This is a genomic window from Planotetraspora mira, from assembly GCF_016863275.1.
In the GTDB taxonomy this organism is placed as follows: domain Bacteria; phylum Actinomycetota; class Actinomycetes; order Streptosporangiales; family Streptosporangiaceae; genus Planotetraspora; species Planotetraspora mira.
This window is the reverse complement of record NZ_BOOO01000031.1, coordinates 34,938-60,360: the sequence shown is the minus strand read 5'-3', so window position 1 is coordinate 60,360 and position 25,423 is coordinate 34,938. Positions and strand designations below refer to the sequence as shown.

The 25,423-nt window shown below is 70.6% G+C and carries 9 protein-coding genes; 7 read left to right on the top strand and 2 right to left on the bottom strand.

Annotated features, from left to right (window positions below; translation table 11 throughout):
- Nucleotides 1-67: 67 nt before the first annotated feature.
- The 7 genes from Pmi06nite_RS26070 to Pmi06nite_RS26040 all read left to right on the top strand — a co-directional run bounded on the left by Pmi06nite_RS26070 (nt 68) and on the right by Pmi06nite_RS26040 (nt 22,619).
- On the top strand, nt 68-1,606 hold the full coding sequence (locus Pmi06nite_RS26070; RefSeq protein ID WP_203955763.1) for a TIGR02677 family protein: 1,539 nt from the start codon (nt 68-70) through the stop codon (nt 1,604-1,606).
- Nucleotides 1,599-2,933 (top strand): DUF2398 family protein, encoded by a 1,335-nt coding sequence (locus Pmi06nite_RS26065; protein ID WP_203955762.1) that lies wholly within the window; start codon nt 1,599-1,601, stop codon nt 2,931-2,933. Before Pmi06nite_RS26070 ends, Pmi06nite_RS26065 begins: the two co-directional genes overlap by 8 nt.
- Nucleotides 2,930-7,108, top strand: coding sequence for an SbcC/MukB-like Walker B domain-containing protein (locus tag Pmi06nite_RS26060; RefSeq protein WP_203955761.1), 4,179 nt, complete (start codon nt 2,930-2,932; stop codon nt 7,106-7,108). The genes Pmi06nite_RS26065 and Pmi06nite_RS26060 overlap by 4 nt, the downstream gene beginning before the upstream one ends.
- Entirely contained in the window at nt 7,105-8,334 is a 1,230-nt protein-coding gene (locus Pmi06nite_RS26055) for a TIGR02679 family protein (protein WP_203955760.1), read from the top strand. The genes Pmi06nite_RS26060 and Pmi06nite_RS26055 overlap by 4 nt, the downstream gene beginning before the upstream one ends.
- A gap of 551 nt (nt 8,335-8,885) precedes the next feature.
- Nucleotides 8,886-16,058, top strand: coding sequence for an OmpA family protein (locus Pmi06nite_RS26050; RefSeq protein WP_203955759.1), 7,173 nt, complete (start codon nt 8,886-8,888; stop codon nt 16,056-16,058).
- 19 nt (nt 16,059-16,077) lie between these two features.
- Nucleotides 16,078-19,335: a hypothetical protein gene (locus Pmi06nite_RS26045; protein ID WP_203955758.1), complete on the top strand. Its 3,258-nt coding sequence runs from the start codon at nt 16,078-16,080 to the stop codon at nt 19,333-19,335.
- Nucleotides 19,332-22,619 (top strand): phospholipase D-like domain-containing protein, encoded by a 3,288-nt coding sequence (locus Pmi06nite_RS26040; protein ID WP_203955757.1) that lies wholly within the window; start codon nt 19,332-19,334, stop codon nt 22,617-22,619. The genes Pmi06nite_RS26045 and Pmi06nite_RS26040 overlap by 4 nt, the downstream gene beginning before the upstream one ends.
- Before the next feature lie 35 nt (nt 22,620-22,654).
- Here Pmi06nite_RS26040 and Pmi06nite_RS26035 read toward each other — a convergent pair whose 3' ends face one another.
- Together Pmi06nite_RS26035 and Pmi06nite_RS26030 are read right to left on the bottom strand one after the other, a co-directional pair.
- The gene (locus tag Pmi06nite_RS26035) at nt 22,655-23,488 is read right to left on the bottom strand and encodes a class II glutamine amidotransferase (RefSeq protein WP_203955756.1); all 834 of its coding nucleotides are present in this window, start codon (nt 23,486-23,488) and stop codon (nt 22,655-22,657) included.
- A gap of 884 nt (nt 23,489-24,372) precedes the next feature.
- Nucleotides 24,373-25,200: an IclR family transcriptional regulator domain-containing protein gene (locus tag Pmi06nite_RS26030; RefSeq protein WP_203955755.1), complete on the bottom strand. Its 828-nt coding sequence runs from the start codon at nt 25,198-25,200 to the stop codon at nt 24,373-24,375.
- Between the last annotated feature and the right edge of the window lie 223 nt (nt 25,201-25,423).

Here is a 25,423-nt window from a genome sequence, read left to right as displayed (position 1 = left end):
GCACGATCAGGCCGGCGGGAGCAGGTCGTGGGGCGTTGTCGCACCCGTACGGAATACTTGCTCGGTCATGGCTGATTCATTAGACGGTTCGAGAGCTCTGGATCTGGATGCGCCGGCGATCGGCGACAGGTTCCGGCTGTTCAACTTCACCCGCAGAGATGATCATGTTGCGTACCTGTGGGTGCTGCGGGCGATGGAGCGCCTGCGCGCGGTGCATCGCGTCCAGGTGGACGGTGACGACGTGATGACGGCGCTGCGGGATCTGGCGCTGGTCCACGATGAGGTTCCCCAACTGGACACGGGCCTCCGGAGCCGCTTGGACGCCCTGGCCGACGACGGCATCATCCACAGGCTTGAGGACGCGTCCCGGGCGGGAACGCTGGAGCGTTACCGCAACAGGCAGTCGGTGTACCAGTTCAGCGAGCTCGGCTACCGGGCCTTCGTCGCGGTCGAGGATGTGCTGGCCGCCAGAGTCCGCGACGCGAACCTGTCCCGCCTGGTGTTCTCGGACATCCTCGACGACCTCAAGGCGCTGGCGGCGGCGAACCGTACGGGAGACCAGGAGCAGGTCTACCGGCGCCTGTCCCGGTTGAACCAGGTCATGGAAGACATGGTTCGCCGGTCCGCTCAGTTCCATGTGACTCTCAACCAGATCGTCACCTCCACAGAGACCTCACCTGAGCTGTTCCTTCGCTACAAGAACGCCCTGCTGGTCCACATGAGCGACTTCATGGCGGAGCTTGATCGCTACCTGCCTCGACTGGATCGAGCGGTACGGGACGTCGAGGCGACCGGAATCAACACGATGCTCGTCCGGGCGGCCGATGCCGACGACCGGCCCTTTCTCGGCACCGTCGAGCGGATCGAGGACTGGAAGAGACGCTGGCAGGCATTGCGGGCATGGTTCACCTCCACGCCGGGGCAGGAGTCCGGTGCCGCGGATCTGCGGCGCGCGACCAGGGCGGCCGTGTCGGGTGTGATCGCGCTGCTCCGTCAGCTCACCGAAGCCCAGCGCGGCGGCGTGAACCGGGCCTCGGAGCTGCGGCATCTCGCTCAATGGATCTACAACGCACCCGACGAGGACGCGGCGTACGCGCTGGCGTCGGCGGCGTTCAACGTCGGATCGGCACGCCATCTCGGTGGAGCCCACGATGACGTCGAGGAGATCTCGTCGTCGGCCACGTGGTGGGATGCGCCGGGGATCGAAGTCGCACTCACACCATTTCGTACGGGGCGACAGGCCGGGCCCGGTCTGCCGCAGCCTGTCCGCTCCGACACCGGACAGCGGGCCGATCTGAGGCGGCGCCAAATCGCGGTCAGAGCGGCCGAGAGGTCGGCCGCGGAGAGCCTCGCGGCACGCGGAGCCCATGACCGCGTCCTCGATGAGGCGGAGACCAGAGTGTTGATGTCCTTGCTGACCAGAGCGCTGGAGGCCCGGTCGGTCGTGGCCGGGCGGCTGGAATCCGGATCCGGCAGCGACGACACCGTGCTGATGCGACTCGTCCCGGATGTGAAGGGCGGCGCCGTCCGCACCGCTCACGGCATGCTGCACCTGCCGGGATTCGCCTTGGAGATCGTTTCGCGTTCCGGGAGGGCACGTGGCTGAGCCACGGGCGGCGGCCGAGGTCCAGGCCGGCGATCTCGGCGCGTACCAGGACGCGGTTCGGCTGGTGCTCACCAGTGACCTGATCACCGCGGTTCATCCCCGGCCGGGAGTCCTGGAGCGGGTGCTGCCGTGGGCGGACGAACTGACGCGCGACCTTCACGATCTGTTCGGCTACACCTTGATCGCGACGACCCGGCACGTGCGGTTGATCCGTCAGCTCGACACCCTGAACCCGTCCCGGGGGAAGATCTTCACCAACAGGGCGGGTAAGGCGTTCGACCGTCGGCGCCTGGCGTATCTCTGCCTGATCATCGGCTCGTTTCAGAGATCACGTGTGGAGATCAGCCTGGCCGATCTCGTCCGTCAGTTCGGCCCTGTCGCCAACTCCATCGAGGGGCTCGGCTTCGATCCAGTCGTCCCCGGCCACAAGGGAGCAGTCGTCGACGTGCTCGGCTGGCTGGTCGAGCGGGGAGCCTTGAGCCTCTCCGACGGTTCGATCGAGGCATGGGCGCGCGGTGACGGGGGCGACGCCCTGTACGACATCGACCACGACATCTGCGCGATGATCTTCCGGCCGTCGCGTCCGCTGCAACATCTGACCAGCGCCGCCGGCTTGCTGGACGGCGCCGGGTCTGTCGAAAGAAGGGCGCGGAGGCTGCTGCTGGAGCGCCCAGTGGTCTACTACTCCGACGTCGACGCGGACACGGCCGCGGTTCTCCTGCGCGACGACGTCGCCGAGAACCTGGCCCGGCTCACCGGCCTCGTCGTCGAGCGCCGCGCCGAAGGCGTCCTGCTCGCCGACCCGGTGGGACGGTTCACCGACAGGCCCTTCCCCGGCAGGGGCGCGGTCATCAACCGCGCCGCAGGTCTCCTGATCGCCAGGATCGCCGACCTCCTTGAGGAAGGCGGCGTGCTGGGGCGCGTTCAGGCGCCGACCGAGGCCGAGGTGCAGCAGGACCTGCTCACACGGATCGACTCGGCGCTGCCGCAATCCGGGGTCGTCCGTGATCTCGCCTGGTCCGAACGGGCGCAGATGCCCGGACAGGCTTCGCAGGCGCTCGTCTTCGTGGAGCGGCACAGGCTGGAAGAGCTGATCGGGGAGTTGTACGAGCGGTTCGGCGCGGCCTCCTTCACCGGCGCCTGGCAGCAGGATCCGCAGGGGTTGCTCGACGCCGCGGTCGCCCTGCTCGAGGACCTGCGCCTCACCCGCTCCGTACCCGGCGGCGTTCTCGTCCTTCCGGCCGCGCTCCGCTATCGCAACATCTCCCTGGCGATCCCGGCGCCGCCCAAAAACCAGCTTGATCTCTTCGATGGAGACCTGAAATGAAGCGGTTCAAACCGTCCCGTGCCGGTTTGATCAACATCTGGGACTACACGGACGAGGAGTTCGTGTTCGCGGACGGCAGGCTGGTGCTCCGCGGCCACAACGGCTCCGGCAAGACCAAGGCCCTCGAGGTGCTGTTCCCCTTCATCCTGGACGGCGTCGTGGACGCTCGCCGGCTGGATCCATTCAGCGGCGAGAACCGCACGATGAAGTCCAACCTCCTGTACCGAGGGCAGGAGTCGGAATACGGGTTCGTGTGGATGGAGTTCGCAGCGGGCGTACGGACCGTCACGCTGATCATCGCCATGCACGCCCACAAGGATCGGCCGGAGGTCAAGAGGTCGTACTTCGTGACGGCCAAACGGCTTGGTGTCGACTTCGGTCTCTTGACGGACGATTCCCGGCCACTGACCGATCAGCAACTGAAACGTGCGCTGGAGCCCGAGGCGTGGCACAGCAGCCCCACCGACTACCGGGACGCGGTCGACGACGCCCTGTTCGGGCTGGGGCGCGAACGGTACATCCAACTGCTCGACCTGCTGCTCGCGTTGCGCAGGCCGTTGCTGGCCAAGGACCTGGACCCGGGCAAGGTGTCCGACACCCTCACCGCGGGACTGAGCCCGGTGCCGGAGAACCTCGTCGAGCAGGCCGCGCGCGACTTCGACAACCTGGCCGCCGTCCAGCGGCAGGTCGACGACCTCACGGCCGCGGACGGCGCCGCCAAGGCCTTCCTCGAGGCGTACGCCGGCTACCTCCGAGCCGAGGTGCGTTTTCATCTCGACCGCATCGCGAGCCGTACGCAGCAGGTGGTGAAGCAGGCCGGCGAGATCGCGGTGGCGGGAACCGAGATGCGCCGGGCGGATCTCGCGCGGAGCGAGGCGGAGCAAGCACGCGAGGTCGCGAGCGCGGAACAGAACAGACTGTCCGCCAGGCTGGACGGACTCAAGAAGGACAGCGCGTACACCGCTCAAGGAGAGCTCGAAACCCTCCGCGGGCAGGTCGGCAGGCAGGCGCAGGAGATCGTTCACGAGCGGGACGCGAACGCCAGGTCGGCCACGCGCATAGCCGATCTCCTCAAGGAGGCCGACGACGCCGACCGGCGGCTGAAGAGTGCTCGTGACGGAGCCGGGCAGTTCGCCTCGGACCGAGCCGAAGCCGCGAGGCTCGCGGGAATCGTGCATGCGGAGGATGACGATCTTCAGGCCGCCAGAGCGCATGTCAGCGCACGCCGGCAAGACGTGGAGGACGTGCAGGCCTGTCTGCAGAAGGTCGGCGACACGGAGAAGGACCGGCGCCGGGCGGAGCAGGCCGTGGACAGGGCCCGGGGGAGGACCGAGGCCGCGGAGCAGGCTGTCGAGGCCGCCGTTCGGACCCTTGAGGAAACGCGCGCACAGGCGCTGGAGCGACTGCACGCCTGGGCCGGCAGGTGGTCCGCGGACTCCTTGGTGAGCGCGGACGACCTCGCAGCCCTCGTCGAAGGGCTGGACCGCCTGGGAGAGGCGGGCGCCCCGCGCCTCGCCGAAGTCTTCGGCGACCTGACCGAAGAGCGGCGGACGGTGCTCGCCCAGGGCGTGGCGGCGGCGGACGCACGGTCGGCGCAGCTGTCGGCGGATCTCGAACGGCTGGGCGCGCTCCTGGAGGGGATCGCGGCTGAACGCGACGACGCGCCCGCGCTCTCCGGCGCCCGGCGCGCCGACCGGACGGCACGGCGGGGCGCAGCGCTGTGGCAGCTCGTACGGTTCGCCGACGAGGTCTCGGACGCTGACGCGGCGGCTGTCGAGGGAGCCCTTGACGCGGCCGGCTTGCTCACCTCGTGGATTCATCCCGATCCGCAGCTCACCGCGGCCGCCGTGGAGCAGGCCGAGGCCGACGCCTACCTGCTCCCGGCTCCGGTCGGGCTGCGGCCGAGTGGGCCGACCCTTTCGAGCGTCCTCGTTCCGGAAGATCAGGACCATGTCCCCGGTCAGATCATCTCCGACGTGCTCGACTCGATCGCGCTGACCGACGCGCTGATCGGTTCGGCCACGACACCCGCGGTCACCCGGCGAGGGCAGTTCACCTTTGGGACGCACCTCGGCGCGCAGCCGAAGACCGCGGCGGAGTACATCGGCGCGACCAACCGCGCGGCTCGGCGGCGGGCACGGATCGCCGAGTACGAGCGGAACATCGAGGCCATGTCCCAGGACCTGTCGGCTGCCCGGGGGGAGGGCGACCGGCTCAGGGAGCGGCTGAACGATGTGAGCCGGGCTAAGTCGGAGCTTCAGCCGGTGGGCACGGACATTCTCACGGCGGTGAGGACGCTGGCGGAGAAATCGACCGTGCTGGCATTGGCCCGTGCCGAACACGGCGAGTCCACCAGGGCTCTGGACGGTGCCGTCGCCGAGGTGGACGCCGAACGCCGCAGGCTGAGGCAGGCGGCCGCGGACCGGAACATGCCCACCGAAGCGAAGGAGATCGAGGCGATCGCCGCGGCGATCACGGATTTCATCACCGCCGCCGAACGGCTCTCCGCGCAACACACGCACATCGGGTCTTCGGAAACGGACCTCGAGTCGCGGCGCCGTACGATCGCCTCGCTGGAAACGGAACACCGGACCGCGCGCGACACCCTGGCCGAGAAGGAGAAGGCGCACGAGGGCGCCGCCGAGCGGCTGACCGCCATGGAAGAGGCGCTGAGCGCGCCGCTGAAGGAGATCCTGAGCCAGATCAACCAGGTGGAACAGGCGTTCGCCGTGGCCGCCGATGCCTGGAAGACCGCGGACACGTCGGTCCGCGACGAGCACGACGCCCTGGTCAGAGCCACGTCCGCGCATGAACACGGGAAGACGGGCCTCACTGCCGCACTGGGTGAGCTGCTCGGCCAACTGGCGGCGTTCGGGCCGCTCGCCCAGACGGATCTCCGGCCGGTCCTCGGAATCGGCTCGGGGCCGGCGTGGCCGGACCGGGCTCAGTGGGTGGAGCCGGAACAAGGCGTGACCGAGATCATCGAACGGCTGGCCGACCAGGACGCCGCCGCGGTGATCGGATCCATCCTGCCGGACGGCACGGCCGACCTCCGCGGGCTTTACGAGGCGGCCACCGCGGGACGGCAGGCCGGAGAAACGGCCAGGAAGCGCGCTCGTGACCGGATGTCGGAAGCGCTGAACGAGTTCGGCGAGGCACTGAACGCCTGCGAGGAGGACTATCGGCTGGACTGGCAACCAGGGGAGTCCGTGGTCGTCGTGCAGGTTCAGGACGCCGACGGCCGTCACCCGGTCGCCGAGTTCGCGCGGCGCATCGCGGACCGTGCCGAAGAACAGGGCGTCCTGCTGGAGGAACGGGAGCGGACGGTCCTCGAGGACGAGCTCCTCGCCGGCCTGGCGCAGCAGATCTTCGACCGCGTTTTCGCCGCGAAGGACCTCGTCAAGGGCATGGACGCCGACACCAGATCCAGGCCGATGTCGACCGGCACGACTGTGGGCATCCGCTGGGTGGTGGCGGACAAGATCACCGATTCGGAGCGGGAGATGTCCGAACTCCTGGGACGGGATGGCCTGGGGGTCGCCCAACTCGCCGACCTGCGCCGCATCATCCGGCAGATGATCCGGGAGTACCGGGCCGGCCATCCGCGGGCGACCTACAAGGAGGTGCTCTCCAAGGTCCTCGACTACCGAACCTGGCGTTCCTTCGAACTCCGGCTCAAGGTCCCGGGGCAGGAGGAGGTGCGGCTCAGCAAGAAGCGCCATTCTCAGATGTCCGGCGGGGAGAAATCCGCCGCGATCCACCTGCCGCTGTTCGCCGCGGCGAATGCCCTCTATTCGTCGGCGTCGGACACCTGCCCGCGGCTGATCGCGCTCGATGAGGCGTTCGCGGGCATCGACGACATCTACAAGCCGGACCTGCTGGGGCTCACCGTCCGCTACGACCTGGACGCGTTCATGACCGGTCACGACCTGTGGGTCCGATACGAGACGGTTCCCGCGGCGGCCCACTACGACATGCACAGCGACAAGGCGTCGCACACGGTCTCGGCGATGCTCGTCATGTGGGACGGATGCCAGCTCATCGACTCCGCCGCCGGGTTCTCCGGCAACGAAGAACTGGCCACGGAGTTGCTGGGGTTCACCCCGAGCCGGCGCGTTCCCCTTGAGGACGGGTTGCTGGGACTGACGGAGCCTGCCCCTGGGGGCACGCGTTGACGGAGCCGGCGAAGTTCACGGGACCGGGGTTCGCGCGGCTGATCTTCAAGGCGCGTCGATCACTCGAGAGCACGGGAGGGGACCTGGCCGCGAATGTCGGGATCCCTGCCCCCACTGACGCAGAACGTAAGGCCATCGGCGGGCTGCTGGGCCGGCATATCCCATCCGGAGTGAAGCAAACGACGGTCAAGCTGGCCGAGCTGGACGTCGCCTTACGCGCGAGGAGCGGGGCCGGGCTCGTCGATCTTCTGGAGAAGCTGGGACCGGAGCTGCGGAACCGGCCTCAGGCTTTGGAGCAGGAACGCAGGGCGAAAGCCGACTTGCTGGCCGTGGCCCAGGCGAGCCCGCTGTACGGCAGTGCCGAGTGGTTCCGCGACTGGGTGGAAAGGCTCGCCAGGGATGGCACCTTCACCAAACTGACCAGAGAACCGGCGAGGTTCGCTCAGGCCGTCCGCGTGCTTGAGCGCATCGATGGGAACCTCGTTCCCCTGCCCAAGCTCGCCGGCCTGGCAACGGAGCACTCGCACGCGCTCGACCATCCCCGACCGCTGTCCGGCCTGGTGCTCGCGGCACTGGCGATTCGCGCGGGAGTCCCGAAGCCGAAGGGCGCCGAGGAGCGTCGGGAGCTCTGGGACCGGTTCAATGTGATCGTCGACGATCTGGCCAGCCGTGTTCTGGTGCTCAATCTTGCTGCTCGGGGAGCGGGGCTGGGGGAGTGGCTTAGTGGTGCGGCCTCCTTCGGCACGCCCTTTCAGGTGACCTTGCACCAGCTCGTCACGCATGCGCTCCATCTCGACCACCCGATCGTGTACGTCTGCGAGAACCCCGCGGTGCTGCGAGAAGCCGCCGAGGTGCTCGGTCCGAGAGCCTTGCCGCTGATATGCGCGGAGGGCAGACCGTCTACGGCGTTCCACCGGCTTGCGTGGAAGATCACGGATAGCGGGGGTGAGCTGCGGTATCACGGGGATTTCGACTGGCCCGGTGTGGAAATGGCCGGCGCCGTGATTTCGCGCCACGGTGCTATGCCGTGGCGACTCGCTGCCGACGACTACCTCCAGGCGGTTGGGCGGGAGAGCGGCGATCTGATACTGGACGGCGATGAGCGCCCGACACCCTGGGACGTGGAGCTGGGGCAGGTGATGGCACGTGTCCGCAGGCCGATCTATGAGGAGACCGTGGCGGATCTGCTCCTGTCCGATCTCGACCGCGACGCCCCGTCACTCTGACGATCACAACTCCGGCACGCCGAGCTCGAGACCCATGGGGCGACGTTCGAGGACGCGGTGGACGCGTTCTTCACATCCGCCGCTGAGTGCATCATCCGCCGGCACGGCGCGCAAGTCTCCCGGCAATCGAACGGATGAATCCCGAACATCCCTCGCGATAGTCCTTTTCGAGGAACCGGCCAGGCGAGGACGACGGGGGACGGCGTTCGAGGCGGAATGGACAGGCGGATCAGGAAATGCGCGATACCACTGATGGTGTCCACGACCACCTATGACGCTTGGTGGCGCCGTCGACGCATTCTCGGATGTCAGCCCCTGTCCCGAAGGTCTTGACGATCGCCCGCCTGCGGTTAACGTATGGCGTAGGCTCGATCGCTTGTGTGAAAACGGGGTCCGCGCTGCACACGAAATTCTCGTTTCGTGAGGCGGCGCGATGAGGGGTGCGGAAACAAAAAAGAAATTCACTTAATCAGTCATGCAATGGGGAACGTATTCCGGCCGGCGGATGCTCTTCTTCGTCGAGTCGCGTATCCGAATGGACGGAACCGGCGATGGCAAAACGTGGCGTTTCCATTCTCGACCTGGCGGCTCCGTTCCCCGGTGCCCAGGCACTGGTTCCGGACGACCTCGCGTCCCGGCTCGAGAACCTCGCCGTCGTCTCGCATCAGTCGACGACCAGTCCCGGCGTGATGATCCACTCCGGCGTCGTCCAGCCCATCGCCGACCTCGGCTTCCCGTCCCTGCGCGATTGGGACGTGGAGGTGCCCGGGCTGAACTCGGGACTGCCGTTCCGTCTCGTCCGCACGAGGACGACTCCCGGCGCCGGACAGACCCTCGAGCCTGCCGGGGCCGCCTCGTTCCTCGATCTCTTCGTCGACCGGATCGCCATAACCGTGCCCGGTCTGCGGCCGGCGACGCTCGTGCCGTCCGCTCCCGCCGTCGTCGCGCACCTGCTGCCGGACACGACTCGGAGCAAGGTCCGGATCGTCGGCTCAGGCGTCGTGCGCATCGATCTGTCGGGCGCCGGCGATCTCGTCCACTTCGTCGACTGGCCGGACCCGTTCGACCCGTCCGCCCCCTCGGGAGCCGTCTACCGGGTCACCTTCGACCCGGTGAGCTTCTTCATCGGGGGCTCCGACATCGGGATGACGGTGGACCGCCTGGTGTTCGACGCGTCGTCGGAGATCACGCCCCCGGAGATCATCGCCCGCGGCCAGACGCCGGGCTGGCAGGGCATCTCGATCGCGGAGGCGACGCTCTTCCTGCCGCCTGACACACCGCTGGTCGACAAGATCAACGTCGGCGTCAAGGACGTCCTGCTCGGCAGCCCCGCCGGCCTGCAGGGGGAGATCCAGGTGGAACTCGGGCGCACGCCCATCAGCGGCGCCGCCGTGGAGTTCCTCCAGGATTTCGAGGACTCCGAGCAGCCCAGGACCGTCTCAGGCTCCGGCCGGGAGCTCACCGTCCCGTTCATCACGGGGACGCCGAGCACCGGCCGGATGCGGGCCAGGCTCAACCCCTCCGCGCTCGGCGCGTCGACCCACCCGCACATGACGTGGTCCCTGCCCGACGGCACCCTCGTCGATCAGGACGACTCGGGCTGGTTCACCACCTCCGTCGGCGAGACGATGAGTGGCCGCTTCTCCGAGGAGGTCGCCGGAGAGAAGGTGTTCGACTCTCCGACGAGTTACACCTTCGTCCAGTCCGAGGCGGAGGTGAAGCACGCGGCCAAGGTGAACGTGCACGTCGGCGCGGTCGACATCGCGAACGTCGTCGCCGTCGCCGGCACCGCGCAGGACCTGAACCTGCTGGAGTTCGAATCGGCGCTCAACCCGGCCGATGCCGCGAATCTACGCTGGCAACACGGAGAGGGCGCGGACGCCCACACCCGCACCGGTCCGGACTTCGTCCTCATCCCGAGCACCGATCCCGGCACGAGCCACATCGTCGTCACCGACCCGGACAAGCGCACCCGCCGCATCCGCGTCGACGTGCTCGCCAAGGGTGAGCTCCTCATCGGGGCGCAGGACGGCGTCCACGACCGGACGGGCGCTCTCCTGCAGGTCCGCGGCGTCGACCAGACCTACGGCCTCAACGCCTTCCACCGGGACGCCTCCCTCGTCCCGTTCTCCACGCCGGCCGCCCTGTCCGACGGCGCGGTCAGCGTCCCGGACGGCGGGCTCGCCGAGGTGACCGTGGAGCGCGGCAGCGGCACCGAACCGGACGCCCCGCCGCCGCCGGTGACCGAAGGCGAGATCCGCCACCTGACGATTCTCTTCGACTACGGGCTGAGCAATCCCCAGACGTTCGGCGCCCTCGCCCCCCGCACTCGGGGGCCCGACATCCAGGCCTCCGTCCAGGCGTGGGCGGCGTTCTTCCCCGACGCCCGCTTCGTGGTCATCGGCCGCGCCTGCGACATCTCGGACGGCCCCCTCAACGCAAAGCTCGCGACGCAGCGGGCGGACGCCGTAAAAGGCTGGCTTCCGGCCGACAGGACGCTGGTGCGCGGTGAGCAGACCACGCCGAGCCAGGAAATGGCCGATGCACAGAACGCTGTCGCTGGACTGTCGCCCGCCGAGAAGGGCGCCAAATGGTTGATCAAAGAAATCCCTGAAGACGTGCGGAAGGGCTGGGGCAAAGCCTCGACCTACACGACCCGCGTGGAGTATCGGCGTGCCGACATCTACGCCGTCGACGGGACCTACACCCCGCCGGCAGACGCGGGCGCCTCCGACCAGCGCTCGCCGACCGACACTCAGGAACTCGACCCCGCGCTGCGGCGCAGCTACGTCCCGGGCGAGGACGCCGACGAGGTGGTCCTCCCCGAACCGCGCGATCCGCGTCTGGCCTGGCTCGTCCGCCTGCTCGTACGGTGGGACTCTCCCACGGTCACCGACTGGTCGGACGCCATCCCGACCCAGGCCGAGTTCACCTTCGAATGGGCGACCACGAACGTCCAGACCCTGCCGGCGCCCGGTGGCGGCGACTCGCCGGTGCCGGTCCGCGCGCCCTCCGAGCCCGTCGGGCAACCCTCGACCGAGGTCTACACGCTGACCGGACGCTGGTCCTACGACTCCCGATCGGGGCAGACCGTCTTCTCGCTCTCGATCGCGTCCTCGGGCGATCCACAGGGCCTCGCGGCGATCGACTCGGAGTTCCTCGCCGTCGCCCTGGCACTGGCCCCCGCACTTCTGGCCGGGATCGGCGCCTCGGGCGTGGACGGCCAAATGGTGCGGGTCGCCGCGCTCGCGATCGCCGCAGGCGTCCTGTCGAGCGTCGCCAAGGACGGCGAGGTCGTCATCCACGCCGCCGAGATCGAGCATCGGCAGCGGAGCCTCACCGACACCACCGGCTTCCGTACGCGGGTCCTGTTCGACTACACCGCTTCGTTAGGGCTCGACATCGAGGCCGCGGGCCTCGGTGCGATCGCCACCGACGACGGCCACCCGCTCAAGGTGCGGTACAAGAAGGTCGGCCTGGAGTTCGACGATTCCAAGACCGAGTGGTACGACAAGGTCGGCCTCGTCTACGAGGACGTGTCGTTCGAGGTGGCCGACCCCGGCCGATGGCAGATCGACGGACCGCTCGGGCAACTCCTCCAGGTCGTCGCCACCCGCGCCGGCGTCGGCTCGACGTGGTTCGAGTGCGATCTGGAGTTCGCCCTCGACCTCGGCGTCGTGTCCGTCACCGGCGCCACCGTCCGGTGCACCTTCGGCGATGACGGCTTCTCGGCCGAACTGCGCGGGCTCGGCGTCGGCGTCGACATCCCCGGAGTCCTGCGCGGTGAGGGTCGGCTCGTCCTCGGAGACGGCGGCGCGTTCAAGGCCGCCCTCGAACTCGACCTCGTCAGCGTCGGAGCCAAGGCGATGGGCGCGCTCGCGTTCGATCCGGCACACGACTTCCTGTCGATTTCGCTCGGCCTGGTGCTGCCCGTCGGGATCCCGCTCGGTGCGACGGGCCTGGGCATCTTCGGCTTCCTCGGGCAGTTCGTGTCCAACGGCGCCCGCGCGCTGCCACCCGGCTTCGACAACGATCCTGTCGGGCGTGAGATCGCCTGGTTCCGTGACATCCCGTACGAGAACAAGTTCGCCCCGCTGCGCGGCCAGTGGGCGATCGGGCTCGGCATGATCGTCGGGACGCTGCCCGACAGCGCGTTCACGTTCAACGCGACGGGCATGTTCGTCGTCGCCTTCCCCGATCCGACCGTCGTCTTCGGCATCGACGCCAAGCTCGTCGAGAAACCCGCGGCCGCCCCGAGCACACAGGGCGCCCCCGCGGACCCGAGTCTGAGCATCCTCGGGCTGGTCTCCATCAACGATGAGGCGGTCGCGGTCGGCGTCCGCGGCCGATACACGATCCCCAAGGTGCTCGAGTTGCTCCTGCCGATCGACGGCTACTTCCCCTACCCGTCCACTCCGAAGGACGCCTATGTCCGCATCGGATCCGACGGTGTGGTCAGCGAGGGGCGTCCCGGCGACCCGGTGACCATCAAGCTTCTGCCCGGCACGCTCGACGTGCCCGCCTTCTCCTATCTCATGATCGAGGAGAGTAAGCTCCACCGGCTCGGCGGCGATCCGGAGTTCAACTTCGACGGCTTCTCCGTCGGCTTCGGCGCCGGCTGGGAGATCAGGTGGTCGGCCGGGCCCATCAGGCTCGAGGCGTCAGCCAAGATCCTCGTGGGCTTCGGCACGAACCCGATCCTGCTCAAGGGCGGAATCTTCGTCAAGGGCGAGCTGAGCCTCATCGTCGTCAAGGTCTCGGCGAAGGGGTCGATCGTCGCGACCGTCTGGAACGATGGCGGCTTCTTCCCCGCGGTCAACCTCAAGGGCGAGTTCTGCGGCTCGGTCTCGTTCTTCTTCTTCTCCATCGAGGGCTGCGTCGGCATCGAGATCGGCGCCCCGATCACCCCGGACGCCCCGCCGCCTCCACCACCGATCGGCAAGGTGTCGCTGACCGACAGACGCGGCTTCACGACCGCTCTGGCGACCACCACTTCGCCGGGCCTGGAGCAGACCGTCTGGCCCGACACCGTCCCGGTCATCGAGTTCACCCACCACCTGGACGTCGACCTGAGCGGCGGCGCGTTCGGCCCCGGCCCCGGTCCGGCCGGGCCCACCTGGTCGGGCACGAGCGAGATGAAGTACGCCTACCGGCTGACCGGCGTCGAGATCGTCCCGGACGGCGGCACCCCGCTGCCGGGTCCGCTCGACTCCGGCTGGTGGCTGCCCACTTCACGCCCGGGCGTCCTGAGCGACGGGGACGTCGCCGTCTCGGAGTCCGAGGGCATGTTCCTGGCCCTTCTCGCCTGGGACCCGGGCCCGTGGACGTACTGGCTGACCGACGGCGGCGCGGGCACGGACGCCGACCCCGCCGGCACTCCGGGACGGCTCTGCGACCCGCCGGCCCGGCCGAAGCCCAACTGCGTGCTCGGCGAACTCGGCCTGCGCGCCGGCGCTGACGACGTCCGCTTCTTGACCGCGCACGCGGGTGAGCCCCCGTTCCCGTCCCGCTTCACGCTCCTCGCCCGCGAACGCGCGTGCGGGAGGCCGCTCGCCTCGCTGGTGCCGTTCGTGGCGGCGCAGGGATGGTCCCTGACCCCGGGCCGGGTCGACGCCGGACCCTTCGGGGAGGACGTCTGGTGGCTGGCCGGGATCACCCAGCACTCGTTCACCGTGCGGACGACCGAGTTGCGCGGCCGGCTCGCGCCCGAGATCCGCGACGCCGACCTGCTGCTCGTCGTCTGCCGGGACTTCCGCCGGCGGCCGCCGGTGAAGCCGCAGCGGACGTGCGCCGTGGTCGCCGACCGGTTCGGGCCGGGCGAGGATCTCGGCATCGCCAACGCCATCGGGCCGGTGAAGATCGACTCCTACTCGACGGACATGCGGACCTTCGAGGGCGTGAACGGCGTCGGCACGACCCTGCGCTACCCGAACGACGGCATGGCGTTCCACCTCCCGGAGGCGGCCGACGAGGTGCTCGTGACCCTTCACCCGCTCGGCAGTTCCGCCGAGGTGCGGGCCTACGACGCCCGCGGGGCCGTGGTCGCGTCCGACCAGGTCTCCCAGGGCCGCGATCCGGTCGACGTCGTCCTCACGGCGCCGGGCATCGTGCGGGTCGACCTGTACCGCGGCTCCTTCGAGGTCGGCGTCGTCAAGATCTGCTGGGGTGGCGCGGTCGCCGGGCCTCAGCTGCCGGACGACTCCACGACGGGCGCCTTCCCTGTCGTCATGGGAACGGCGGTCGGGAGCGGCGAGCACGAATGGACCCCCACAGTCGAGCAGGAGATACGCACCGGGGAGGGGATCTGCTCTCTCGTGCGGTACACCCCGCCCGACGCCAAGGCGACCTGGTCGGCGGTCCGCATCCGCGAGTGGTCGGGCACCGGCAAGAACGACGCCGGGCGCGTCGGCCTGGTCCGGCTGTGCGGCGTGAGCGGGTCCGCGGCCGCGCAGGCGGAGGCCAACGCCGCCTTCGCGGCACACCTGCTGGCCACCATCAACGACCGCGCCGCGGCCGAGGAGCCCGCACGCAAGGACCTGCTCGAGGCGAACCGGGGCTACACGATCAACGTGTCGTGGCAGTGGCAGGGCTGGGTGAAGTCCGAGAGCCGGCCCGAGCCGCCGGTCGTGCCGCCGTCCGGCGCCTGGCAGAACGGCCCGGTGCAGTCCTATCGGTTCAGGACCGCGGCGCGGGCGGTGACCACCGGGGTCCCGCCGGCGGAGCTGACCGACGAGCGCGACTTCGACCCGCGTTCTCTCCTGCGCTATCTCATCGCGTTCGAGCCGGACACGCACTCCGCGCCTCACCTGCTCGACGACACCCTCCTCGTCCACCTCGCCGTCGACCACGGCGAACAGCTCGCGGCGCTCTACGGGCGCCACCTGCAGCTGCGGCTTCGCCGTACCGACCCGCCGCCGGGCAGCATGCCCGAGCAGGACCATCCCGACGACGAGGCGATCGACGTCGACTGGGGCCCCCTGTTCGACGCCTACCGCCCCCTCGGGCAGTTGCTCTTCCTCCAGGCGATCCGCGAGGCGCCCTGCCTGGAGGAGCCCGTGCTCGGCGGCACCACCGGCGAGATCACCGCGGACCTCGTGCCGGGCGCGTGGTACGACCTCATGCTCATGGCGACGCCGGCCGCCCGGCCCGACGCCGAGGACGTCGTGGTCTCGCGGGCCCACTTCCAGGCCTCGCGCTACCGCGACGCCGCCGAACTCCTCGCGGCTCTCGGCTTCGCCGTCCCCGGGCCCGTGGCGTTCATCGCGCCGGACGCCATGGTCGCCGCCGCCGTGCCGCCCGCACCGCTCGCCGTGGGCGACGGAGACCTCGACGCCGCGCTCGCCGCCGTCGGCCTCGATCCCTGGCCACTGGCCGACCAGGCGCGCACGTCGATCCTCTGGCTTGACGACGCCGGCACGTGGAAACTCGCGGGCCTGCTGCTCGAGGCGCCGGAGGCCATCGTCCGGACGGGCCGGACGGCGCTCGACGTCACGGCCTGCGCCTACGGCGGGGTCACGCTCGCACAGCGCTGCCGCAACCTCGCAGGCACGCGGGTCCTGCTGACGCCGTCCGCGCCGGTCGCCGTGACAGGCGCCGACACCATCACCCTCGCCCTGACCCGCACGGTGACGGACAGGACAGGGACGGCGTCCTCGACGACGGTCACGGGCCGCCGGTTCGCGATCGACGTCCCGCGCTCGGTGCGCATGGAGGCCGGAGCATGACCACGAACGGAGCGCTGCCATGGGCCTGAGCCCGTCATGGGCCCTCTCGGGCCAGGCCGTCGACGGCGTGGGCGACGCCCATCTCGCCACCGGCGTGCACTACCGGGTGCTCACCAACCCGCTGCTCGGGCTGCCCGTGGTCCCGCTGTCCATCGGCCGGATAACCCTCGGCGAGATTGCCAAGGGCCACACCCGCCGCGACGTCACGTGGGTCGACTCGCGCGGGAACATGCTCACCCCGCCCTTCACCGTGACCCCCGACAACCCGGTGACCGGCCACCTGCCACTGGGCGAGACGTGCTGCTGGGCCGCACTCGAAGGAACGGCCGCCCGGGGCGGTCCGCGCCCGCCTGTCCCGCCTCGGCCGCCGCGCCCACCTGTCGTCGTGCCCCTTCGTACCGGTGAGGACGCGCGGACGGCCGGCGTGCGGCCCATCGTGGTGCGACCCGGTGCCGGGCCCGTTCCGCAGGCCGGCCTCCCCGCGTCGTTCTGGGTCGAAGGCGTCGTGGCCACGCCGTACGGCGACGCGCCCGTGGCGATCCGGAGCGCCGAGCCCTTCCATGTCTACGCCTCCCATCTCGAGCGCATCGTCGTCCACGGCAGCGGAACCGTGACCGGCCTGTCCTGGCTTCCCCCGAGCGCCGTGGACGTCTTCGAGCGGTTCCGGACCGCGCCACTGCCGACCGGGCCGGGCGTCCGGTACGCCGGACCCGCCGACGGCGAGGACCGGGGCTTCGAGCGCGTCAAACGCGGAGCGCCGGCTCGCTTCGGCATGCACGAGTCGCCACTGGCGGCCTCGCCGACCGCCTGCGCCCCGGTGAGTCCGGGCGAGGAGTCCGACCGGGTCGCCGCCCTCACCGGGGAACTCGCCGGCAGCCTCGGTCGGCTGATCAACGACGTCTCGGCGCCGCAGCGACTGCTCATCTCCGCCATGACGGTTCTTGACGAGAACGGCAGAGCCCTCGGCAGCTCTGAGCGCTACCTCCTCATGGACCTCCTCCAGGGGGCCGTCGACCCCGGCGTGGCCCGCTGGCTGGGTCTCCTCGACGTCGACCAGGACGTGCCGCCCAAGAACGTCGTCGTCGCGTACGTGGTCGACGGCCTGTTCGCCCCCGACTGGAAGTCCGTCACCTCGGGCCGCCTGGATCAGACGCTGCCGTTCGGCACCGTCGTCGAGGACGGCGCCAAGGCCGTGATGGAGATGGCGCGACACGCACCTGACCTGGCGAACTACGCCGCGCAGGTGGCGAGGATGGGCCGCGGCCCCTTCCTTCAGTTACGCGTCGTCCTCGCCGCGACGGCAGGGGTGCCGCTGGATTCCCCCGCCGCCCCCGGAATGGACACGCCGGCCTCCGGCGACTGGCTGCCGGCGACGGCGCCCATCGCCGCCCGCGAGCTCACCGTCTCCATGGAACATCTCGTGCCGGGCGCGGGCCTGGGGTCGGCGATCGCTCAGCCGTCCGGCGACAAGCCCCTCGCACGCAATCCCGAGGAGCCGAAGGGGCGCCGCGTCCTGCTCACCGCGGGCCTCGACGACCCGCCCCTGGGAGCGAGGAGGGCGGCGAGTGCGACCCGCGGCGTGCTGTCCGACCGGCTCGTCGACGAGCGGGACGGCGTCTGGCAGGTCGCGCAGGCCGACTGGTTCGGGCGGTGGTCGGCCTGGGGCCGGACCGCCTTCGCCACCGCGGACCGGCCCCGGCCACCGCGGCCGGTGTTCACGCTGACGACCCGGCCTCCCGTCGTTCCCGCCCCGGTCCCGGCAGGCCCGCTCGCCGGCGTCGTGCGCATCGAGGTCTCAGTGCCTCCCGTCACCGGGCTGCCTGCGGGCGGACGGCTGCTCCGGCACCTCAAGCTCACGGTCACCTCAGGTGGAGTGCCCGTCCAGACGATCCACCCGATCACCAGTCCCGCCGCTCCTCCGGAGACGCTCGTCGTCGAAGTGCCCGGCCCGGCCCTCCCGCCGACGGCGAGCGGCACGGTGACGGTGACCGCCGTCTGGACGGACAGCGCGGGCATCGACTCCGGCACCTCCGAGGCGAAGCAGGCGACGCTCCACGACCCGCGGCCGCCGGAGCCCGTGGTCATCCCGCCGACGCTGACGTACACCGCGCGACCTGACGCGACGGGCCGCGCCCGCGCCGCCCTCCGCTGGACGCCCGGCGCGGGGCAGGCCGCGTACCGGGTCTTCGTCGCCGACGAGACGACGTTGCGCGCCAAGCTCAAGGACACCGCGACCGGCGTCATCGCCGGGGGAGACGCGGGCCAGGCTCCCACGAGCGGGCAGGCCGCGGCGCTCCTCGCGGCGCTCGACACCGCCCCCGACGCGCCGGCGCGCGGTGCGGTCTGGGACGCGAACCGCCGGCTGCTTCCCCGGCGGTGGTGGCTGCAGTTGACCGCCGAACCCCTGCACCGACCGGTGAGCGGGCAGGCCGTGTTCACCCACGACGTCTCCGGCTCGTTGTCGGTCCTCGTGCTCTACCGCGTGGTGGCGGTCAGTCCCGCGAGCGTCGAGTCCGACTTCGCGACCTGCCCACTGCTGCCCCGCGCCGTGCCGAACCTCCTCGTCCCGCCCGTGCCGACGCTGGACGTCATGCCCGTCGTCGACGATTCGGCCGATCTCCTGGCCAGGCTCACCGTCACCGTTCCTGTCGGGCCGACACCGGCGGTGCGCTATCGGCTTCGCCGGGCGACGGCCACGACCGATCCCACGTTCATGCCGGTGGTGGCCGAGGGCGCCGTTCCGCCTCGGCCGGTCGGCGACCCGGCCCCTCAGGTGTTCACGATCCTCGACGCGGGCGCCTCGCCGAGTGAAGCGCGTACGTCACTGCCCGCGTGGCTTCGCTACAACTGGCGGGTCGAGGTCCAGGGGGCTCCCGCTCCGGGCGGCGGGCCCGCCGGTGAGTGGTCGGCCCCGTCGGCGGCCGCCTCCACGACCGTGATGCCTCCCGATCCACCGGCGGCCATCACCGATCTGACGGTCACGCGCGACGCCGGCGGCGTCCATGTCCGCTTCAGACACCCCGAGCCGCTCGCGGGCGGTGCGACCGCCGGATACACCGTCGACGTCTACCGCCAGTGCCCAGGCGGGTCGTTGCGGCTTCTCACGAGCCTGCCGGGCCAGGCGCCGCCGCCGACCGGCCGCGGCCCCGACGTCACCGGCTCGTTCGACGTCCTGGACCCCGACGCCGAGGCCGTCACCGGGACGCTCTACCGGGTGGTCGTCACCGATCCGATCGGCCGGGCGTCTCAGCCGAGCACGCCGGAGGAGGCGCCATGACCGCGCTCGTGCCGGACCCGGGCACCCTCGGGCTGGAGTCGCCGACACTCGGGCCGTGGTTCTCGACGGACGTCACCCTCGAGGCGCCCGGGAACGACCTCGGGGTGGCGCTGACGATCCCGGCGGGCACCGACTGGCTGCCACCCGCCGCCGGCCTGCTGTCCCTCGCGGTGGCGGGCACCCCGCTGCCGCCGATCCTTGCGGGGCTACGGGGACCGTCCGGGGCTCCTCCCTTCACAGCCGGACGACTCGTCGGGGTGTTCCGCCTGCTGCCGGAGGTCGAGCAGCGTCTGGCCACACTGCTCTCCGACGTTCCCCCTGCCGACGGCACGACCGCGGCCCCGGGCCTCGCGACCCGCGCCGCCGTACGCACGTTCGCGCTGGAGATGCCGGAGGATCCGCCGACGCTCACCGTGCTCAAGACCCGGGTGCACCCGCCGATACCGGTCCTGTCCTCGCCGAGTGAGGAGGCCGAGCACGTGGGTCTGAGCCAGACCGGGGGCGACTTGAACAACGGCGCCGAGCCGATGACGGACCTCAAGCGGCCGGGCCAGTTCTTCGGTCCGCCCGAGAAGCTCCTGACCTTCCCCACGTCCACCGCCGCGACGCTCTACGCCTTCGACGCCCGGGGGCGTGTGATCGACCCCGGGGCGGTCGCGGCGTGGTGGGCCCGGCTGACGAGGACCTTCACGAACCTCTTCGCGGCGGGCGTGACGCAACGAACCGCCACGGTCGACCCCCGGCTCACCGTCCAACTCGTCGGGCCGAACGACGCGCCGGCGTCCGACGCCGTCCTGTCCCGGCTCGCGGCCACCAACGTGACCGGGACGGGACCGGTGCGCGTCCACGGCGGCGGCGACGCGGCCGCCGCCTTCGCCCTGACGGACGGCGCCGTCGACGACGCGCCCCTGCCGTTGCTCGCCGCCATGCCCGCCGGGACGTACGGGGCCGCGGTGAACCTCTGGACCGGCGGCGCCGTCGGAGACGTGACGCGGGACTTCGTCCGGGTGGCTCTCGTCGACGTCGAGCGGCACCTCACCGGTCAGCCGCGCGTGGCCGAATCGGGTGCGAACGCCGAGGTGCGGAGGCGCGCCGACGACCAGAAGCGGGCCTCGACACGCACACTGGCCGCCCAGGCCACGGCGAACGCCGGTGAGAGCGTGCTCCTCGCGACTGCGGACGCCGCGATGAGCGGTCTGCTCGCCGTACTGTCCGCCGGGCCGGCGACGATGGTGGCCCCGGTGCTCGACCGGGCCGCCGGAGCACTGGCGGCGCCCCCGCTGCCCGCAGCCGCCGCTCCGGCGACGCTGCCCGCACCCGTGACCATGACGGCGCTGACCGGCGGCGGGACCGACGACGGCGGCACGGTGGTCGGGCAGCGGGTGCTCGTGCAGACCACGGTCGACCCGTCACTCGCCGGGGCCTGGCTGCGGGTGTGGCCGCAGTATTTCGACTCGACGACGGGCCGCCACGTGCGCGGTGCCGGCGGCGGGGGGCTGGTCGACTCCACGGGTGTCGTGCGTGCCGTCGTCCGGCTCGCGGACGGCGCGGTGGAGCCGGAGAACAGGATGGGCCTGGACCTCATGCTCGTCACGGCCGCCCAGGCCGTCCGCTACCCGGAGGTCCGCCTGGAGAGGCCGGCTCCCGTCGGCGGCGCCATGCCGTCCCTGTCGTCGGTCACGGACACGGTCGTCGCCTGCGAGAGCGGGCAGTCCTTCGCGGGCGGCGTCCCGGCGGGCGCGCTCGCCTCCGGCGTCACGCTGGTGGCCCTGTCCGCTCCGCCGGCGCTGGTCGACCCGGCGAGCATCCCCGCGGCGCAGTGGAGCGTGACGACCGTCGCCGCGAGCCTGACCGCCGGGGACCTCGTCCAGCTGACCGAGCCCGCGTGGAAGGGCTGGCGCGGCGGCGAGGGCCCCGCGACGCTGGCGGGCTCGGCGACGGCGACGCAGATCCTGCGTACCGGGCTGACGCGGCTCACGCAGATCGGTGCGCCACTGCCGACCCAGTCCCGTGACGAGGTGGCGGCCGCCGTGCTCTCCGCCACGGCGGCGGACGGCCTCGTCGCCGGGGTGCGGCCACTCGGCGCCCACCATGAGTTGCTGCCTCACCAGAACGGACATCCCGGCGCGCCCGCCGACGACGAGCGCCACGGCGCCGGCGCCCGGCTCCGCGGCCCGGCCGTCCTCGGGCTCGCCGAGATCATCCGGGAGCGGGTGGCGGGCACGACGGCAGAACTGGCCGCCGACGCCTCGACGCCCCTGGCCACACCCGCCACCCCGGCCGTCCCCGCGTCGTGGGCGGCGACCCTGCGTACGGTGGGGTTCGGGGTCGAGGCCGAGCCCGGCCTCGTCGAGGCGCTCAATCTCGTCGGGGTGGAGGCCTTCCCGTTCGACGGTCCCGTCAACGCGGTCCAGTCGTGGCTGTCCGCGCGCGGCATCACGATCCCCGGTGGCGTCGGAGGCGCGGCGACGAGCATGCTGCGTGCGGTCGACCGGCGCCTGCTCGGCGCCCGCAGCGGCTACAGGGAGGCGGCGACCGCGCTCGCCGCCGCGTTCGCCGGGGCCCAGGATTTCGTCTACCTCGAGACCCCCGCGCTCGACGGGCTGGCCGTGGGGAGCGGTGACGCGACACTCTCCGTGTGGCAGGCGCTCGTCGAGCAGGTGCGCGCCAACCCCGTCCTTCGAGTGCTCGTCTGCCTGCCGGCCAAGCTTGCGCCCGGCGCCCCCGCGAAGCTGCAGCGCGTGCGGGACAAGGGCGTTCGCGAGGCACTGGACGCCATGCGCGCGGCCGCAGGCGAGCGGCTGGCGGTGTTCAACCCGGTCACCGGGCCGGGACGCTCGCTGCATCTGGACGCGACAAGCGTCGTCGTGGACGACGCGTGGGCGCTGACCGGCGGGACGCACCTGTGGCGGCGCGGCCTGAGCTTCGACGCCTCGCTGGCGGTCAGCGTCTTCGACGAGCGGCTGACCGGCGGCCGTCCGGCTGACGTCGTCGCATTCCGCCGAGCGCTCATCGCGGGGCGGCTGGGTCTGGCCGCGACACTGCTGCCCGAGGACCCGGCGGAACTCGTCGCCGCCGTGCGACAGCTTTCCGCACGAGGAGGAGGACTTCGGCTGAGCCCCGAATCCATCCAGGCACCGGACCCGATGCCGTCCGAACTCGACGTGACGGTCTGGAACCCCGACGGCTCCCCGGTTTCGTCGTTCGACGCCATGGCGTGGATCGCCGCGCTCGTGGTCGACGTCCAGGCCGAGTTGCAGGCAGAGATATCAGGATCTCCCTGACCCGGCTTTCGCGGTCCCCTCCCGCGGAGCCTCCGCTACTCGGGCTTCGGATGGAACGGATGCATTTCGAATAGGTTGTGGCTGATCACCGTGTAGGTCGACTCCGGCGCTTCGATCCACTGGCCGGGCAGGTCGCGCAGGGGTTCGGACACGATGACCCGCGCGTCGCCGGACAGATCCACGCGCATGAACACCTCGGGGTGCAGGTCCCGGAGGCACTGTGTGGTGGTGCTGTGGAAGAGCGATCGCGAACGACGCTCGGTGGAGTAGCGGAACGCCCACAGCCGCTCGCCGTCCGATGTCGCCACCGTCATCTGGACCGGGCACTCCACGCCGTGTGCCCGTCCCGTCTTCTCCACGAAGCCGACCATCCGCTCCACCGCGGCCGGCGGGTCCTCGCGCAGCCCGAACGTGAGCGCCAAGAAGAACATGACCTCAGAATCCGTGGACCCCTCGATCGCCGGGAACAACTCCGGCTCGACGGCCAGAACGAGGTCGCGTTTGAGCCGGCCGAACTGGGAGATCGCGCCGTTGTGCATCCACAGCCAGTTGCCGTGGCGGAACGGATGGCAGTTCGTCTGCTGTACGGCCGTCCCGGACGACGCGCGCACGTGGGCCATGAACAGCGGCGACCGGACGTGGCGCGCGAGTTCGCGCAGGTTCCGGTCGCCCCAGGCGGGCTTGGTGTCCTTGAACACCGCGGGCGGCACCTCGACGTCGTCGTAGTAGCCGACCCCGAACCCGTCGCCGTTGACCGTCTCCGCGCCGAGTCTGGCGTGGAGACTTTGGTGGATCAGCGAGTGCTCCGGCTCGTAGAGCAGCTTCTCCAGATTGATCGGCGAGCCGGAATAGGCCAGCCAGCGGCACATATGTCCTGTTTACCCCCGGATGTCGCAGGCGGAACTGGTTCGACCGAATCCGGATTTAGAGGGACATGGGCCGCGGGGAGGTGCAGTCACTCGTGCGTCGAACGAGCGCCCTGGTCGGTGAGGCCGGGGGGCCTTTTCGGGGCCGAAGGTGATCACGATGTCGCTGCCGATGGCGTAGCCGACACCGGCCGATCCGATGCGCGGCGTTTGTCGCGGAACGCTCGACAGGAAATTACAAGCCGTCGCCTTGAGCGGAGTCGCCGCCGACGTCCGAGATATCCGGGACGAGGCCGTTTCCGTTCGGACGGGGAAGGTCCGCCTGTATGGCTTCACGGCGATCTGGACCCGGCGAATGTCCTCTCGGGCGAGACGCTTTAGGGCGTACGGTGAACTCCGCGCCGGCGATCCGACGACGAATCTCACGGCCGTGCGGCGCTCCTTCCGGCCCGCGGCTCCGCGATTCTCAGAGGCGTACATGAGGCGATGATCCCGGCTGTCTTCGCAGATGAACGAGGTGGCCGCGACGACGAACCCCGTTCCGCGCGAGCTGAGGATTTCGACGTCTGACATCTTCGAGTTCGGCCCGATCCACGGGTCAGTGGCATGAAGGTGAAATTCTGCCGAGAGCCTGCGCCGTTGTCGTGTCGTGCGCGTTCAGCACTCTCATCTTGGTCGGAGTCACCTGCTCAGGAGACATGGTGACGAGAGGAATGGTCACTCGTCGCCGCCGAATTCGGAATCGGCCTCAGCCCCACAGGAAACAGGCCTGACGCACACATCACGACGACCGTTTCCCGGAGTCCCCATCGGCTTTCCGCTCGACATCGGGGCGGTTATGAAAGCGCCCGGGCTTCGGGGGCGCCGGCTGCGGTACCGGGGTGCCGTCAGGGAGAGCCGACGGCATCTCCGGCGGCCGGCACCTCGACCTGTGGCCGAGACTGCCAACGGGCCCAGTCCGCACTGATCGCGCTCGCCGCCTTGATCAGTTGTGGCAGGTGCTGCTCGATGAGGGTCTTGACGCTGGTTTCGGCCGAGTGGACGGTCACGTTCATCGCGGCCCTGACGACGCCGTGCCCGTCCCTGATCGGAACCGCCACCGACCGGATGCCGGGCGCCAGCTCATCGTCGGCGAGGGCCCAGCCACAGGCTCGCACTTCGCGCAGGATCGCGTCGATGGCGTTCCGGGTGTGCCGGACCCGTGGTGTCACCCTGGAGTTGCTCGGTTGCGCAAGCACGGAGTCGAGGGTGTCGGGGTCGAGTGCGGCAAGCAGCACCTTGCCCAGCGAGGTCACCTGCGCCGGGAACCGGGTGCCGATCTGCACGCGCAACGCGATGATCTTGGGTACCGCCACCCGGGCCATGTAGACGATGTCCGAGCCGTCGAGCTGCGCCATCGACGTGGACTCCCCGGTCGCCGCGACCAGATCCTGCATGTGCGGGCGGGCGATCTCCCATAGCGAGAGCGCGCCGATGTACGCCATGCCCAGCTCCAGGACCCGGGGGGTGAGTTCGTAGTTGCCCGCGTCCGCGCGGACATACCCCAGCTCCTCGAGGGTGAGCAGGAAGCGCCGCGCGGTGGGCCGGGCCAACCCGGCCGCGGCGGCCACCTCGGTGAGGCTCAGCTGCGGGTTGTCGGCATGGAACGCGGTGATCACGTCCAGTCCTCGGGCCAGAGCCTCGATGAATTCTGGTCCTTCGCCGCGCTGTGCCATCGTCACCTCAATCCGTTCGTACTGGCTCGGTTCCGCCGCGGGTCCGTGGATCCGGCGGTGGCCGGCGCCGTCAGGGGCGGCGCGCGGAACAAGTTCACCACGCGGCGCGAGGTGGTGTGTCGCCCCGCGCCGGTCAAGGGCCCGTCCTGCGCCGTTGTCGGCGCCGCAAGTGGCCTGAACAGCCGTAGTCGACGCCGCGCTGACCGCTTAGCGGACACTAGTC

What these genes read in the sequence shown, in the direction of transcription:
- Pmi06nite_RS26040 (WP_203955757.1), top strand. Translation starts at nt 19,332, where the DNA reads ATGACCGCGCTCGTGCCGGACCCGGGCACCCTCGGGCTGGAGTCGCCG.
- Pmi06nite_RS26050 (WP_203955759.1), top strand. Translation starts at nt 8,886, where the DNA reads ATGGCAAAACGTGGCGTTTCCATTCTCGACCTGGCGGCTCCGTTCCCC.
- Pmi06nite_RS26030 (WP_203955755.1), bottom strand. Translation starts at nt 25,200, where the DNA reads ATGGCACAGCGCGGCGAAGGACCAGAATTCATCGAGGCTCTGGCCCGA.
- Pmi06nite_RS26070 (WP_203955763.1), top strand. Translation starts at nt 68, where the DNA reads ATGGCTGATTCATTAGACGGTTCGAGAGCTCTGGATCTGGATGCGCCG.
- Pmi06nite_RS26035 (WP_203955756.1), bottom strand. Translation starts at nt 23,488, where the DNA reads ATGTGCCGCTGGCTGGCCTATTCCGGCTCGCCGATCAATCTGGAGAAG.
- Pmi06nite_RS26045 (WP_203955758.1), top strand. Translation starts at nt 16,078, where the DNA reads ATGGGCCTGAGCCCGTCATGGGCCCTCTCGGGCCAGGCCGTCGACGGC.
- Pmi06nite_RS26060 (WP_203955761.1), top strand. Translation starts at nt 2,930, where the DNA reads ATGAAGCGGTTCAAACCGTCCCGTGCCGGTTTGATCAACATCTGGGAC.